The 13,735-nt window shown below is 68.6% G+C and carries 17 protein-coding genes; 5 read left to right on the plus strand and 12 right to left on the minus strand.

Features of this window, described 5'->3' with window-relative positions; all coding sequences use genetic code 11:
• Positions 1-69: 69 nt before the first annotated feature.
• Positions 70-453 (plus strand): winged helix-turn-helix transcriptional regulator, encoded by a 384-nt coding sequence (locus J3P31_RS18850; RefSeq protein WP_210530065.1) that lies wholly within the window; start codon positions 70-72, stop codon positions 451-453.
• Here J3P31_RS18850 and J3P31_RS18855 read toward each other — a convergent pair.
• Positions 429-1,427: a polyprenyl synthetase family protein gene (locus J3P31_RS18855; RefSeq protein WP_210530066.1), complete on the minus strand. Its 999-nt coding sequence runs from the start codon at positions 1,425-1,427 to the stop codon at positions 429-431. The genes J3P31_RS18850 and J3P31_RS18855 overlap by 25 nt on opposite strands.
• A gap of 57 nt (positions 1,428-1,484) precedes the next feature.
• Here J3P31_RS18855 and J3P31_RS18860 point away from each other — a divergent pair, with 57 nt between their 5' ends.
• From J3P31_RS18860 to J3P31_RS18870, 3 genes are all read left to right on the plus strand, one after another.
• A complete protein-coding gene (locus J3P31_RS18860; protein WP_210530067.1) occupies positions 1,485-1,700 on the plus strand; it encodes a putative signal transducing protein in 216 nt (71 codons plus the stop codon).
• Positions 1,654-2,442, plus strand: a complete 789-nt coding sequence (locus J3P31_RS18865) for a tRNA1(Val) (adenine(37)-N6)-methyltransferase (RefSeq protein WP_210530068.1) — start codon at positions 1,654-1,656, stop codon at positions 2,440-2,442. The genes J3P31_RS18860 and J3P31_RS18865 overlap by 47 nt, the downstream gene beginning before the upstream one ends.
• A gap of 125 nt (positions 2,443-2,567) precedes the next feature.
• Positions 2,568-2,735, plus strand: a complete 168-nt coding sequence (locus J3P31_RS18870; protein ID WP_210530069.1) for a YdcH family protein — start codon at positions 2,568-2,570, stop codon at positions 2,733-2,735.
• Between the two features lie 705 nt (positions 2,736-3,440).
• On the opposite strand, the gene phbB is transcribed toward J3P31_RS18870, so the two are convergent.
• From phbB to pgsA, 5 genes are all read right to left on the minus strand, one after another.
• On the minus strand, positions 3,441-4,166 hold the full coding sequence (gene phbB / locus J3P31_RS18875; protein WP_210530070.1) for an acetoacetyl-CoA reductase: 726 nt from the start codon (positions 4,164-4,166) through the stop codon (positions 3,441-3,443).
• A 99-nt stretch (positions 4,167-4,265) separates the two neighbouring features.
• Complete coding sequence (locus J3P31_RS18880) at positions 4,266-5,438, minus strand: acetyl-CoA C-acetyltransferase (RefSeq protein ID WP_210530071.1); 1,173 nt, start codon at positions 5,436-5,438, stop codon at positions 4,266-4,268.
• A 110-nt stretch (positions 5,439-5,548) separates the two neighbouring features.
• Positions 5,549-6,001, minus strand: coding sequence for a molybdenum cofactor biosynthesis protein MoaE (locus J3P31_RS18885; protein ID WP_210530072.1), 453 nt, complete (start codon positions 5,999-6,001; stop codon positions 5,549-5,551).
• Positions 6,002-6,003: 2 nt separating this feature from the next.
• The gene (gene moaD / locus J3P31_RS18890; protein WP_210530073.1) at positions 6,004-6,252 is read right to left on the minus strand and encodes a molybdopterin converting factor subunit 1; all 249 of its coding nucleotides are present in this window, start codon (positions 6,250-6,252) and stop codon (positions 6,004-6,006) included.
• Positions 6,249-6,869, minus strand: a complete 621-nt coding sequence (gene pgsA / locus J3P31_RS18895; protein ID WP_210530107.1) for a CDP-diacylglycerol--glycerol-3-phosphate 3-phosphatidyltransferase — start codon at positions 6,867-6,869, stop codon at positions 6,249-6,251. The genes moaD and pgsA overlap by 4 nt, the downstream gene beginning before the upstream one ends.
• 604 nt (positions 6,870-7,473) lie before the next feature.
• On the opposite strand from pgsA, the gene J3P31_RS18900 reads away from it, so the two are divergent.
• On the plus strand, positions 7,474-7,740 hold the full coding sequence (locus J3P31_RS18900; RefSeq protein ID WP_210530074.1) for a DUF4236 domain-containing protein: 267 nt from the start codon (positions 7,474-7,476) through the stop codon (positions 7,738-7,740).
• 18 nt (positions 7,741-7,758) lie between these two features.
• On the opposite strand, the gene uvrC is transcribed toward J3P31_RS18900, so the two are convergent.
• The 6 genes from uvrC to J3P31_RS18930 form a co-directional block, all read right to left on the minus strand.
• Entirely contained in the window at positions 7,759-9,633 is a 1,875-nt protein-coding gene (gene uvrC / locus J3P31_RS18905; protein ID WP_210530075.1) for an excinuclease ABC subunit UvrC, read from the minus strand.
• Between the two features lie 256 nt (positions 9,634-9,889).
• Entirely contained in the window at positions 9,890-10,666 is a 777-nt protein-coding gene (locus J3P31_RS18910; protein WP_210530076.1) for an SDR family oxidoreductase, read from the minus strand.
• Positions 10,663-10,833: a hypothetical protein gene (locus J3P31_RS18915; protein WP_210530109.1), complete on the minus strand. Its 171-nt coding sequence runs from the start codon at positions 10,831-10,833 to the stop codon at positions 10,663-10,665. Before J3P31_RS18915 ends, J3P31_RS18910 begins: the two co-directional genes overlap by 4 nt.
• Positions 10,830-11,630, minus strand: a complete 801-nt coding sequence (locus J3P31_RS18920; protein WP_210530077.1) for a S49 family peptidase — start codon at positions 11,628-11,630, stop codon at positions 10,830-10,832. Before J3P31_RS18920 ends, J3P31_RS18915 begins: the two co-directional genes overlap by 4 nt.
• A 38-nt stretch (positions 11,631-11,668) precedes the next feature.
• Positions 11,669-12,430, minus strand: a complete 762-nt coding sequence (locus J3P31_RS18925) for an ABC transporter permease (RefSeq protein WP_210530078.1) — start codon at positions 12,428-12,430, stop codon at positions 11,669-11,671.
• Positions 12,427-13,368, minus strand: a complete 942-nt coding sequence (locus tag J3P31_RS18930; RefSeq protein ID WP_210530079.1) for an ABC transporter ATP-binding protein — start codon at positions 13,366-13,368, stop codon at positions 12,427-12,429. The genes J3P31_RS18925 and J3P31_RS18930 overlap by 4 nt, the downstream gene beginning before the upstream one ends.
• Positions 13,369-13,735 lie beyond the last annotated feature (367 nt).

Genomic DNA, 13,735 nt, shown 5'->3' on the forward strand with positions numbered 1-13,735 from the left:
CGAAGCGGTGCGGAAGAAGGCACCCTTTCGACACCAGGTTACTGCAGGGAAACCGCCAAGGGCCGTATCATGATCTACGACGTTTATTCGGAAGCCTGTCCCACGCGCCTCGTGCTCGACCGGCTCGCGGACAAGTGGGTGCTGCTGGTGCTGGGGCGCCTGACCGAGGGGCCAATGCGCTTCAACCACCTGCGGCGCGAGATCGAGGGCGTGTCGCAGAAGGTCCTGTCCCAGACGCTCAAGAGGCTCGAGCGCGACGGCCTGGTCACCCGCCAAGCCTTCCCCACCGTGCCCGTGACAGTGGAATACGCCATCACCCCGCTGGGCCGGACCTTGTCCGAAACGGCCCAGGCGCTCGCACGCTGGGCCGAAACGAACATCGAGGCGGTCATGGCGGCGCAGGCTGCCTATGACGCCCAGGCCGGTGGTCAGACCTCGCGGGCGACGACGTAATCGGCGAGGTCGGCCAGCATCTCGCGCAGCGGATGGGCGGGCAACCGTTCCAGAGCGGCCTTGGCACGGGCCACCCACATCCCGGCCTCGGCCCGGGTGGAGTCCAGCGCCCCATGCGCCTCCATGATGGCGCGCGCGCGCTCCACGTCCTCGGCCTCGACCTGCCCGCGTCCCACGGTGCGGGTCCAGAAGGCACGCTCCTCCTCGTCGGCCCGGGCGATGGCCCGGATCACCGGAAGGGTCAGCTTGCCTTCCCGCAGGTCGTCCCCCCGGTTCTTGCCGATCGCATCCGTGCCCTCGATGTCGAGCAGGTCATCCACGATCTGGAACGCGATTCCCAAGGCATCCCCGTATTCGCGAAGGGCCTCCTCCTGGTCGGCGCTGGCCCCCGCGATGACCCCACCGGCCTGCGTGGCGGCGGAAAAGAGCGCGGCGGTCTTGCCCCGGATCACCCTGAGATAGGTCTCCTCGGTGGCCGACAGGTCGCGCGCCACGACCAGTTGCAGCACCTCGCCTTCGGAGATGGTGGCCGAGGCGTTGGCCAGGATATCGAGGACCCGGAGGCTCCCCGGCTCGACCATGAGCTGGAAGGCCCGGGCGAAGAGGTAATCCCCCACCAGCACCGAGCTCATGTTGTCCCACAGGAGGTTGGCGGTCGGACGGCCACGGCGCTGCTTGGAGTCGTCCACCACGTCGTCATGGAGCAGCGTCGCCGTATGGATGAACTCCACCGCCACGGCCAGGTGGATGTGATAGGACCCTTCGAAGCCCATCATCCGCGCCGCGGCAAGCACCAGCATCGGCCTCAGCCGCTTGCCGCCGGCGTCGATCAGGTGCGCCGTGACCTGGGGAATGCGCGGCGCGGCCTCCGAGGCCATCCGCTCGCGGATCAGTGTCCCCACCCGCGCCAGATCTCCCTCCAGCGCGGCCGCGAGACGGTCATGGGGTTTCGCGCGGGCGTGATCGAGGCTCATCAAGGTCTTTCCACGGGCTCGACATCGGGGAGGGCGGGCGGTTAGCCTGTCCGGACGATGCGGGAACTGCTGCGCACCACCGATCCCACCGTGATCGCCTTCGCCACCGCGCTCCTGCGGGGGGAGGGTATAGATTGCTTCCCGCTCGATCACAACATGAGCGTCCTCGAAGGCTCCATCGGGGTGCTGCCCCGCCGCCTCATGGTGCGCGACGAGGATCTTGACGATGCCATCGTGGTCATCCGAGACAACGGCATCGACCGCGGACTCTGACCTCACGCTCGATGCCTTCCTGGGGGGACGGCTCAGGCTGCGGCAACCGGCGCGGGGATTCCGCTCGGGCATGGACGCGATCCTTCTGGCGGCGGCCGTTCCGGCGCGCTCCGGGGAGTCGGCCCTGGAGCTCGGATGCGGCGCAGGCGCGGCGATCCTGGCGCTTGGGACCCGGGTGCCCGGACTGGCGCTCTGCGGACTGGAGCTGCAGCCCGCCTATGCGGCCCTGGCCCGGGAGAACGCCAGCCTGAATGCCCTTCCGCTAACGGTGGTGAACGGCGATGTGGTGTCCCCGCCCGCGTCGCTCCTGGCCCGGGTCTTCGACCACGTTCTGCTGAACCCGCCCTATTACGACCGGACGACGACCACGCCGGCGGCGGATCCGGGACGCGACCTCGCGCATGGCGGCCCGGCCCCCCTGCCCTATTGGCTGGGTCTGGCCGCCCGCCGCCTACGTCCCGGCGGCACGCTGACCCTGATCCAGCGCACCGCCCGCCTCCCCGAGGTCCTGGCAGCCCTTCCGGCCACCATCGGCTCACCCGAGTTGATCCCCCTCGTCCCGCGCGAAGGACGCCCGGCCGCCACGTTCCTGCTCCGGGCCCGCAAGGGAGGCCGCGCCCCGTTCCGCCTGCTGGCACCGCTGTGCGTTCACGCGGCGTCCCGGCACGAGCGCGACGGCGAGGATCTCTCACCCTGGGCCCGTGACGTGCTGCGAAACGGTGCAGTTCTGCCCTGGCGTTAACCATTACTCAACCAGAACGAGCGAAGATCCGCCGACAGCGGGCCGTGCCATCCAGCCGCATGACAGAACTCTGGATCTGTGATCGACTTCAGGATGGCAGGCTTCACCACCATGGAGGACGACTCATGAGTCTGAACGGCCATCTGGAAGAACTTCGCCGGAAGCACCAGACGTTGTCGGAGGCCGTAGAAGCGGCCCAGCGCAGCCCCGGGATCGACGATCTCGAGATCGCGCGCATGAAGAAGCAGAAACTCATGATCAAGGAAGAGATCACCCGCCTGACGGCGCACTGACGCCCCCTAAGCGGCCCAAGTCAGGACCTTGCGGCCTGGCGCGCGCCCGTCGCGGTGCGCGCCGTCCGTGCTCTGATTGTCCCTTCGACAGGACAGCGGCTCCTCAGGTGCCGAAACGGCCAGTTCATCCGAGAATGGCCTCGCAGGCTTGGGGTCTCCGGCTAGGTTGGAGCAGCAGTCGGGCTGGCTGCGTCGGCTGGGCCTGGACCTGAAACGCCCTGATTCGCGACGGCGCAACCCCGGTCGGCCGCCCGGTCCCGCGGAGTCCAAGAGTGGTCCTCGCCGGCCCATGCCGACCTGACGCGCCAGAGCATCCAGCCTCTGGATACGCCTGTATCCCCAAGGCGCTGAACGATCATGCGTCGCCGTTCGCTCCTTGTCATTCAGGCGCCGGCTGACCCCACGCTCGCCCCCCTGGACACCTGTCACGCACTGGCGGACCGTCGATCGCCCTCGGCCAACACCTGCCGTGGCAGCGGCCCCGTGGCGCGGGCTCGAACTCCACTTCGAGCCAAGCCCGGCTCCGCTGAAGGACGGTGCCCGATAACTTCGTCGGAGAGCGACAGCCGAATCGGGGCGCCGCCGGTCAACGGGCGCGTCCTTGGCCCGGACAAGGGAGACGGACAGAGCCTCTGGTTGGATCCGACACTTCGGACCGCCCCGCCATTGGCGGAGCCGGTCCGGCCGTGGCGCCCGCCCGCGGGCTCAGCTCATGTATTGACCGCCGTTCGCCGACAGCGTGGAGCCGGTGATGAACCCTGCCGCGTCCGAGGCCAGGAATGCCACGCAGCGAGCGATCTCTTCGGGCTCGCCCAACCGCCCGACCGGAATCGCCGGCAGGATCACGTCCTGCATCACCTCGGGTTTGATGCCTGCCATCATCTCGGTGTTGATGTAGCCCGGCGCGATGACGTTGACGGTGATCCCCGCCCGCGCCCCTTCCTGCGCCAGGGCCTTGGTGAAGCCGATGTCGCCCGCCTTGGCAGCGGCATAGTTGGCCTGGGCGAATTGCCCCTTCTGGCCATTGATCGACGAGATGTTGATGACCCTCCCGAACTTGCGGTCCCGCATCCCGCCCCAGACCACATGGGTCATGTTGAACAGGCCGGTCAGGTTCGTGTCGATGACCTCGCGCCATTGCTGCGGCGTCATCCGGTGGAAGGGGGCATCCCGGGTGATGCCGGCGTTGTTCACCAGGATCTCGACAGGCCCCAGGGCCGCCTCGACCTCGGCCACACCTGCCTTGCAGGCCTCATAATCGGCCACGTTCCACTTGAAGGTCCTGATGCCCGTCGCGTCCGTGAAGGCACGGGCGGCGTCATCATTGCCGGCGTAGGTCGCGGCGACCTGGTAGCCCTCGGCCATCAGCGCCCTGGAAATGGCCGCGCCGATCCCGCGCGAGCCCCCGGTGACAAGAACGACTCTCGCCATGACAAACTCCCCCCCTTCAAGATGTCCGATTGGAAGGGCGGCCCCGCTCTCCTCCCTCGCGGGGCCACCCTCTCGCCGCCCCGAAGGGCCGCGAAACCCTTATCGCTCGACGCAGAGCGCGACGCCCATGCCGCCGCCGATGCAGAGCGTGGCGAGACCCTTCCTGGCGTCCCGCCGCTTCATTTCGTAAAGGAGCGTGTTCAGCACCCGCGCGCCCGAGGCGCCGATCGGGTGCCCGATGGCGATGGCGCCGCCGTTGACATTCACGATGGACGGGTCCCAGCCCATGTCCTTGTTCACCGCGCAGGCTTGGGCGGCGAAGGCCTCGTTGGCCTCCACGAGGTCGAGGTCGCCGACCTTCCACCCCGCCTTCTCCAGCGCCTTGCGCGAGGCGTAGATCGGCCCCACGCCCATGATCGACGGGTCAAGGCCCGCGGTCGCATAGGAGGCGATCCGCGCCAGCGGCTCGATCCCGCGCCGCTGCGCCTCGTCCTCGGACATCAGCAGCACCGCCGCTGCGCCATCATTCAGGCCGGAGGCGTTCCCCGCCGTCACGGAGCCGTCCTTGGTGAACGCCGGCCGCAGCTTGGCCACCGCGTCGATGGTCGCGCCGTGGCGGATGTATTCGTCCTGGTCGACGGTGGTGTCGCCCTTCCGGCCCTTGATGACGAAGGGCACGATCTCGTCCGCGAACCTCCCCGCCTGCTGCGCCGCCTCGGCCTTGTTCTGCGAGGCGACGGCGAACTGGTCCTGCTCTTCGCGCGAGATCTGCCATTGCTGGGCGACGTTCTCGGCGGTCTGGCCCATGTGGTAGCCGTTGAAGGCGTCCCAGAGCCCGTCCTTGATCATCGTGTCGATGAAGCTCATGTCGCCCATCTTGTGCCCGGCCCGCAGCGGCGCGGCATGGGGCGACAGGGTCATGTTCTCCTGCCCGCCCGCACAGATGATGGATGCATCGCCCAGCATGATATGCTGGGCGCCCAGCGCCACGGCGCGGAGGCCCGAGCCGCAGACCTGGTTGAGGCTCCAGGCGGCGCTCTCCTTGGGCAGCCCCGCGTTGATATGCGCCTGCCGGGCCGGGTTCTGGCCCTGCGCGGCCGTCAGCACCTGGCCCAGGATCGTCTCGCTCACCTCGCCGGCTTCGACCCCGGCCCGTTCGACCACGGCGCGGAGAACGGCGGCCCCGAGGTCATGGGCGGGCGTATTGGCGAAGGCGCCAGCGAACGAGCCCACGGCCGTACGTGCGGCCGAGGCGATGACGACGTTGGTCATGGGCGAACCTCTCCCTGGAACCCGGCGGGCAGTGCCCCGCATCTCCACTCTGGGATTACCATAGGGACACGTAACCCTGCCGTGCAAGCGCCGCATAGCGGCGATGCGCGTCAGGCGCGGTCGGGGGCCCAGCGGTCCAGAGACTCCTCGTCCTCGTCCTTGGCGGCGACCCACGCGCTCCCCCCGGGCCCGAGTTCCTTTTTCCAGAAGGGCGCGCGGGACTTGAGATAGTCCATGAGGAAGTCTGCCGCATCGAAGGCGGCACGGCGATGCGGCGCGGCGGTCAGCACCATCATGATCGGCTCTCCCGCCGCCAGCCGTCCATGCCGATGCAGGACCCGCACGGCCACGAGGCCGAAACGGTGGCGCGCCTGGTCCACCATCCCTGCGATGGCGGCCTCGGTCATGCCGGGGTAATGCTCGATCTCCATGGCCTCGAGCCCGCCGTCGCCCCGCACGACCCCCGTGAAGCTCACCACTGCTCCGGCGCCGGCGACCCCGGCGACGAAGGCCGACAGCTCCGCGCCGGGGTCGAACGCCTCCGGGCCGACGCGCACCTCCACGATCAGCCCCCGGTCATCGGCGGAAAGAAGGCCACCTCGCGCGCGCCATCCAGAGGCGCCTCGAAGGAAGCCAGCTTCTGGTCCACGGCGACGCGCACCGCGCGAAGGTCCGAGAAGGCGAGCGCATGGCCCTCGCTGCGGGCCCGCAGCTCCTCCACCAGCGCGGAGACCGTCGGCGCCCGGGTTTCCACGCTCTCGCGCGAAGTGCCTGCCCGTTCCCGCAGCCAGGCGAAGTAGAGCACGTGGATCATGGCGCGTCCTTGAGGAACGGCAGGGACTTGCGGAAGTAGTCCCAGCCTGTGATGGCCGTCAGGATGGCCGCCACCCAGATGAGGAACAGGCCCGCCCAGGTGGCGAGCCCCGCCCAGGTGGTGCCCGGCGGCAGCCCTACCCGCCCCACGCGGGGCGGCGGCACGTCCATGACGGCAAGCCCCGTGCCCAGGAACAGCACCGCGATGGCGACCATCTGAGCCGTGGTTTTCCATTTGGCGAGCTTCGTCACCTTCAGGAGCCCCGCCTTGGAGCCGAGATACTCCCGCAGGCCGCTGACGAAGACCTCGCGGAAGAGGATCACGGTGGCTGGGAGGATCAGCCAGGGATTCATGCCGTTGTAGCCGGTGATGACCATGATCGCGATGACCACCATGGCCTTGTCCGCGATCGGGTCGAGCATCGCGCCGAAGCGCGATTCTTGCTTCCAGAGCCGCGCGAGGTAGCCGTCGAAGTAGTCCGTGATCGCCGCCCCGATAAAAAGGGTCAACGCCAGGAAATCCGCCCAGGGCCGGGTGAAGTAAAGGAACATGATGGCGACCCCGGGCGCCGCAAGAAGGCGCAGCACGGTCAGCGTATTGGGGAGCGTCCAGACGATCATGGACCCGATGTAGCGTTTGCAGCACCGCAGGGGAAGGCACGGGCCGGTGGAGGCTGTCATCACTGGACCGGCGCAGCCCGGCTCGACGGTCCCGCGGTGGCCCGATGCCCGCGGACACGGACCATAAGGACGCCAAGCGACAGAGCAGGTCGCGCGATGACCGCTCAGCGGGAGAGGGCCTGGACAGAATCCGGCCCCACATCTCCATGTGCTGTGACCGGCATCGATTCACCAGTTGGCCTGCGCCTGCCATCCGTTGCGCCCAGGCCCTGAACCGGGGGCGGCGCAGCCATGGGGCTTGGGCGGATCGGGCTCCTTGCCCCAGTGCGGGCGGGATCGTGGTCGAGGTTCAGTTCGGGATGCGCCCCACGCCCGCCCACGGGCGTTCTGCCTCAGGTCGCAACTGAATTCCCCACTGTGGCGCGACGCGGCTTTCCATTCCTCCGCGTGCGATCATGCTGATTGCCCCCGCCGCCTCGCGCCCCGGTCCATGCAGCCTCCCCCATGCTCGATGCCGGAACGCGCCCGCTCGGGGGACACGGCTTCGCAAGGACGGCAGGGGCTGCTAGGCCGGAGGCAATTCCTTGTTCCGGAGGCAGACATGGGGTTTCGGTTCCGCAGGTCGATCAGGCTGGCGCCCAGCCTGCGGCTCAATTTGGGCCGGACGGGCGTCAGCGCGACCCTCGGGGGCCGCGGCATTTCGGTGAACGTCGGGCGCCAGGGCGTCCAAGGCACGGTCGGCCTCCCCGGGTCAGGGCTGTCCTACAGCCGACGGCTCGGTCGAGGCGGGGCAGGCCCGCGCCGGGGCCTCAGGCTTCTGGCCGTTGCGATCGGCCTGATCGCCCTGGGAGTCTGGCTGGCGGGATGATCCTGGGCGGCCTGACGGTCAGCCCTTCTCGTGGAAGTAGCCATAGATGGTCTCGGCCAGCTGGTCCGATACCCCTGGCACCGCCTTGAGGTCCACGAGCGCCGCCCGGCTGACCGCCTTGGCCGAACCGAAGTGCTGCAGCAGCGCCCTCTTGCGGGTCGCCCCCACGCCCGGGATCTCGTCCAGCGGGTTGGCGAGCAGGCTCTTGGCCCGTTTGGCCCGGTGCGTGCCAATGGCAAATCGGTGCGCCTCGTCCCGCAGGCGCTGCACGAAGTAGAGCACCGGGTCGTTGTGCGGCAGCGCCATCGGGCGCCGGCCCACGCGGTGGAACTCCTCCTTGCCGAGGTCGCGATCGATGCCCTTGGCGACGCCGATCATCGGAATGTCATGGACGCCCAGCTCGGCCATCACCTCGTAGACCGCCGAGACTTGCCCCTGCCCGCCGTCGATCAGCAGGAGGTCCGGCCAGGCGGCGCTCTCGCGGTCCGGGTCCTCCTTGAGCAGGCGGGTGAAGCGGCGGGTCAGCACCTCCTTCATCATGCCGAAATCGTCGCCGGGCTTGGCCGTCTCGATGTTGAACTTGCGGTACTGCCCCTTCTCGAAGCCTTCCGGGCCCGAGACGATGAAGGCCCCGATCGCGTTCGTCCCCATGATGTGGGAGTTGTCGTAGACCTCGATCCGGCGGGGGCGCGTGGGCAGCTCGAACTTTTCGGTCAGGCCGTCCAGAAGCTTGGCCTGGGTGGCGGACTCGCTCATCCGGCGGGCCAGCGATTCGCGGGCGTTGCGCAGGGCGCCCTCGACCAGCTCGGCCTTCTCGCCGCGCTGGGGGACGGTGATGTCCACGCGGCGGCGGGCCTTCTCGCTCAGCGCTGCCATCAGCACCTCGGGCTCGTCCACGCCGTTGGAGCACAGGACCAGCGGCGGCGGGTCGCGGTCCGAATAGAACTGCCCCAGGAAAGCCTGCATGACCTCGCCCGGGTCGTCGTCGCCCGCAAGGCGCGGGTAGAAGTCGTGGTTGCCCCAGTTCTGGTTGGCGCGGATGAAGAAGACCTGCACGCAGGCCTGCCCCCCCTCCATGTGCAGCGCCACGATATCGGCCTCGGCCACCGTGCGGGGGTTGATGCCCTGCGCGGTCTGAACCTGGGTCAGCGCCTTGATCCGGTCGCGCAGGGCCGCCGCGCGCTCGAACTCCATGGCCTCGGCGGCCTCGGACATCTGGCGGGCGAGCGTTTCCTGCACCTTGGTCGTCTTGCCCGACAGGAACCGCGCGGCGTCGAAGACCGAATCCGCGTAGTCGTCCTCGGAGATCAGGCCCACGCAGGGCGCCGAGCACCGCTTGATCTGGTGAAGCAGGCAGGGCCGCGTGCGCGACGAGAACACCGCGTCCGTGCAGGACCGCAGCAGGAACGCCTTCTGGAGCTGGTTCAGCGTCCGGTTCACCGCGCCCGCGCTGGCGAAGGGCCCGAAGTAGTCGCCCTTGTCGGTCCGCGCGCCCCGATGCTTGCGGATCTGGGGGTATTTGTGGGCGCTGATGATGATGTTCGGGAACGACTTGTCGTCGCGCAGAAGCACGTTGTAGCGCGGCTTGAGCTGCTTGATGAGGTTCTGTTCCAGAAGGAGCGCTTCGGTCTCCGTCTTGGTCGTCAGGAACATCATCGACACGGTTTCCCGGATCATCCGGGCGATGCGTGCCGAATGGCCCGAGGGCCGGGCGTAGTTCGACACCCGCGCCTTCAGGTTCTTGGCCTTGCCGACATACAGGACGCGCGCCTCGGCATCGAGCATCCGGTACACCCCCGGGCTCGAGTCGAGCTGGCGAAGATAGGCCGCGATGCGCTCGTGCCCGGTCAGGGCGGGCGTGTCGGGGGTCTGGGGCTGAAGGTCGTCGGGCATGTTCATGTCGCGGCTTTGGGAGGGCAATCTAGCGCGGGCGAAGGGGATGAAACAACAGGGCCTGTGGATAAGTCCGGGGATGGATCGCACGGAGGTGAAAAGGGCCCTCCCCTGCTCCGCGGCGCGGCATGAAGATCGATCCGCAGCCTATTGGTTTGATGTGGTTCGGATTTCTCCGCTGCAACGCCGCATGTGGAGACTGATGGGAGTCCTGCACAGCCCCCAGTGGAGAATCTGTGGATAACTGTGGATAACCTTAGCCACGACCGATGATGTCGGGGGTTCTCCACCCGAGATGCTGCCCACCGTCCACGCAGAGCAGCTCGCCGGTCACTGCCTTGGCGTCCAGGAAAAAGGTCAGCGCGGCGGTGATGTCCTCGGGGTTGGAGCCGCGCGTCAGCACCGTCCCGGCCCGCTGGCGGGCAAAGTGATCCTCGGTCTGACGGTGCCCCCGGATGGTCGGCCCCGGTCCGATGGCGTTGACGCGGACCCGGGGCGCCAGCGCCTGCGCCGCCGTCTGGGTCAGCGTCCAGAGGCCCGCCTTGGCCAGGGTGTAGGTCATGAACTCGGGCGTGAGCTTCCGCACCCGCTGGTCCACCATGTTGACCACGAGGCCCTGCGCGACCGGCTCCCCCCTCGCGTCCGGGACCGGGTCGGGAACCTGGGCCGCCAAGGCCTGGATCAGCAGGAAGGGCGCGCGCAGATTGCTGCCGAAATGGCGGTCCCAGCTTTCGCGCGTCGCGGTCGTGATGTTGTCGTAGTCGAAGATCGACGCGTTGTTGACGAGGACCGTCACCGGCCCGCCCAGCGCCTGCGCCGCCTGCGGCAGGAGCGATATCACCTGCGCCTCGTCCAGAAGGTCGGCCTTCAGCGCCACGGCACGACGGCCCAGGACCTCGACCTCGCGAACGACGGCCTGCGCCTCCTCCTCGGAGGAGTTGTAGTGGATCGCGACGTCATGCCCACGCTCGGCAAGCCTGAGCGCCATGGCCCGCCCCAGCCGGGCGGCCCCGCCGGTGACAAGCGCCCTCATGCGCGGCGTCCGCAGGGGCACGGCCCCTTGCCGATGCGGGGCCGGCCGCAGGAGGGGCAGAACTTGTCGCGCTGGGTCAGGCGGCGTGGCGGCTTGCGGAACCGTCCCCAGATCGCGATGCCGATCATGAAGGCCAGGAACAGGAACGCCGCCTTGATAAGGATCACAGGCCAAAGCGGGCAAAGGCCGCCCGCTCCTCCATGAGCTCGACCGCGTCCTGCGCGAGGGCCAGGCCGAAGCGGGACAGCAGGGACCGGCGCACGCCATAGCGGCGGAACCTGACCTTGTCGCCGAAGCGCGCCTTGAGAACCGGCGCGATATGCCCGACCCCATCGGCAAGGCCCTGCGTCACGGCCTGCTGTCCGATCCAGACCTCACCGGTGAACAGATCCGGGTTGTCGGCCAGCCTGGCGCCGCGCCGGCCGCGCACATGCGCGATGAACACGTCGTGCAACTGGGACAGCCAGCGGCTCAGCCGCTCCACGTCCTCGGGCTTTTCCGGACGGAACGGGTCCAGCAGGGACTTGGACCGGCCGGCCGTGTGGACGCGCCGCTCCACCCCCAGCCGCGCGATCAGGTCCTGGAACCCGAAGCCCGCGCTGATGACGCCGATCGATCCGAGCATGGACCCCTGGTCGCACCAGATCTCGTCGGCGGCGGTGGCGAGCCAGTAGCCGCCCGAGGCCGCCACGTCCTCCACGAAGGCAAGGACCGGAACCTTCTTCTCGTCGGCCAGCCGCCGGATGCGCGCGGCGATCAGGGAGGACTGCACCGCCGAGCCGCCGGGGCTGTTGATCTGCAGCGCCACGGCGGCGGGCTTCCTGGCGAAGGCGGCCTCGATGGCAGGGGCCAGGCCCGCGTCGGTCAGCGACCGCGCGCCCATGCCGATCGGCCCCTGGAGGCGGATCACCGAGACGGTGGGTCGACGGGCGCCGAAGCGGAAAAGGTCGGGGAGGCTGGTCATGGTCCGCACCTATGCCCCCGCCCCCTGTCCCGCAAGGCTCAGCGCCGCAGCCGCCAGCCGGTTCGGAAGATCCACCAGACGATCCCCAGGCAAATCGCCGTGAAGGCCGCGATGGCGAGGAGCGAGATCCCCACGGGCACGTCCGCCATCCCGAAGAACGACCAGCGGAAGCCCGAGATCAGGTAGACCACCGGGTTGAACAGCGCGACCGTCCGCCAGATCCCCGGCAGCATGGACACCGAGTAGAAGCTGCCCCCCAGGAACACGAGCGGCGTGATGACCAGGAGCGGGATCAGCTGCAACTGCTCGAAGTTGCCGGCCCAGATGCCGATGATGAAGCCCATGAGCGCGAAGCTGAGGCAGGTCAGCACCAGGAAGGCCAGCATCGCGACCGGATGCGCGATGCGGATGTCGACGAAGAACCAGCTCGTGATCAGGATGATGATCCCGATGATGAAGGACTTGGACGCTGCCGCGCCCACATAGCCCATCACCGCCTCGAAGAAGCTGACAGGCGCGGAGAGCACCTCGAAGATCGTGCCGATGAACTTGGGGAAATAGATCCCGAACGAGGCGTTCGAGATGCCCTGCGTGATGACCGACAGCATGATGAGCCCCGGCACGATGAAGGCGCCGTAGGAGATGCCTTCGACCTCCTGGATGCGCCCGCCGATGGCCGCGCCGAAGACCACGAAGTAGAGCGAGGTCGACAGGACCGGCGCGATCAGCGACTGCGTCACCGTGCGGAAGAAGCGCCCCATCTCCTGCGTGTAGATGGCGCGCACGGCATAAAGGTTCATTCCGCGGCCTCCCGTTCGTCGCCGTGCACGAGCCCCACGAAGATGTCCTCGAGCGAGGACGCCTCGGTGTCGAGGTCGGCGACGGCGATCCCGGCCTCGGATAGGGCCGAGAGCAGCGTGGCGATGCCCGTCCGCTCGGCCTTGGTGTCGTAAGTGTAGGTCAGGCGCTGCCCCCCCTGGTCGAGCGTCAGGTCGAACCGGGCCAGACCCTGCGGCACGGCGACCAGCGGCTGCTGGAGCGCGACGTGCAGCACCTTCTGCCCCATGCGGCGCATCAGGCTTTCCTTGTCCTCCACCAGGAGGATGCGGCCCTTGGAGATCACCGCCACGCGGTCGGCGATGGCCTCGGCCTCCTCGATGTAGTGGGTGGTCAGGATGATGGTGACGCCCTCGCGACGCAACTCGTCGACGACGCGCCACATGTCGCGGCGCAGCTCCACGTCGACGCCCGCCGTGGGCTCGTCGAGGAACAGGACGCGGGGGTCGTGGCTCAGCGCCTTGGCGATCAGGACGCGGCGCTTCATGCCCCCGGAGAGTTCGTTGATCTTGCTGTCCTTCTTGTCCCAGAGCGACAGCAGGCGCAGGATCCGCTCCACCCGCGCGTCGTCGCGGGGCTTGCCGAACAGCCCGCGCGAGAAGCTCACGGTGTTGAACACCTTCTCGAAGGGCTCGAGGTTGATCTCTTGCGGGACGAGGCCGATCAGCGTTCGCGCCGCGCGCCAGTCCTGCTGGATGTCGTGGCCCGCCACGCTGGCGGTTCCGCCGGTGATGCGCGCGATCCCGCAGACGGCCGAGATGAGGGTCGTCTTGCCCGCCCCGTTCGGGCCAAGCAGCGCGAGGATCTCGCCCGCCTGGATGTCGAGCGAGACACCTTTCAGCGCCTCGAATCCGTTGTCGTAGCTTTTCCGCAGGTCTCGGATGCTGAGGATCGGTGCCATGACCCCTCCTCCGGGCCGGTTGCGTCGCTGTGGTAACGTGGTCGGGAGCCTGGGCCAAGCCGAATCCCCGCCCGTTTCTGCGCGGAATGTCACCAAGGATCGTGTTGCAGCGCACGTTCGGGGCATTCCGGATCAGGGGCGTCCGGTGCGGCGGACCGACCGCGCGGCCCGTCCCTGCGAAGGTCCCCTGTCCTGGCCTCCGAAGGAGGAACGCTCGCCCCTCGGACGCAGCCAGGCCCCGCAGGCCCCCTCCGGACCCGCCGCTCGGGACGTCTGATGGCGTGGGCAAGGGGCAGCGGCGACGGCTCCGGAGCCTGGAGCGAACCCCAAGGCAGCCTGGGCTCCATTCGCTTTGTCTTTGACGGAA

The organism is Rubellimicrobium arenae (assembly GCF_017916275.1).
GTDB lineage: Bacteria > Pseudomonadota > Alphaproteobacteria > Rhodobacterales > Rhodobacteraceae > Rubellimicrobium > Rubellimicrobium arenae.

Excerpts from the sequence above, each read along its gene's own strand:
- J3P31_RS18850 (WP_210530065.1), top strand. The coding sequence starts at position 70 with ATGATCTACGACGTTTATTCGGAAGCCTGTCCCACGCGCCTCGTGCTC.
- J3P31_RS18855 (WP_210530066.1), bottom strand. The coding sequence starts at position 1,427 with ATGAGCCTCGATCACGCCCGCGCGAAACCCCATGACCGTCTCGCGGCC.
- J3P31_RS18860 (WP_210530067.1), top strand. The coding sequence starts at position 1,485 with ATGCGGGAACTGCTGCGCACCACCGATCCCACCGTGATCGCCTTCGCC.
- J3P31_RS18865 (WP_210530068.1), top strand. The coding sequence starts at position 1,654 with ATGCCATCGTGGTCATCCGAGACAACGGCATCGACCGCGGACTCTGAC.
- J3P31_RS18870 (WP_210530069.1), top strand. The coding sequence starts at position 2,568 with ATGAGTCTGAACGGCCATCTGGAAGAACTTCGCCGGAAGCACCAGACG.
- phbB (WP_210530070.1), bottom strand. The coding sequence starts at position 4,166 with ATGGCGAGAGTCGTTCTTGTCACCGGGGGCTCGCGCGGGATCGGCGCG.
- J3P31_RS18880 (WP_210530071.1), bottom strand. The coding sequence starts at position 5,438 with ATGACCAACGTCGTCATCGCCTCGGCCGCACGTACGGCCGTGGGCTCG.
- moaD (WP_210530073.1), bottom strand. The coding sequence starts at position 6,252 with ATGATCCACGTGCTCTACTTCGCCTGGCTGCGGGAACGGGCAGGCACT.
- J3P31_RS18900 (WP_210530074.1), top strand. The coding sequence starts at position 7,474 with ATGGGGTTTCGGTTCCGCAGGTCGATCAGGCTGGCGCCCAGCCTGCGG.
- uvrC (WP_210530075.1), bottom strand. The coding sequence starts at position 9,633 with ATGCCCGACGACCTTCAGCCCCAGACCCCCGACACGCCCGCCCTGACC.
- J3P31_RS18910 (WP_210530076.1), bottom strand. The coding sequence starts at position 10,666 with ATGAGGGCGCTTGTCACCGGCGGGGCCGCCCGGCTGGGGCGGGCCATG.
- J3P31_RS18920 (WP_210530077.1), bottom strand. The coding sequence starts at position 11,630 with ATGACCAGCCTCCCCGACCTTTTCCGCTTCGGCGCCCGTCGACCCACC.
- J3P31_RS18925 (WP_210530078.1), bottom strand. The coding sequence starts at position 12,430 with ATGAACCTTTATGCCGTGCGCGCCATCTACACGCAGGAGATGGGGCGC.
- J3P31_RS18930 (WP_210530079.1), bottom strand. The coding sequence starts at position 13,368 with ATGGCACCGATCCTCAGCATCCGAGACCTGCGGAAAAGCTACGACAAC.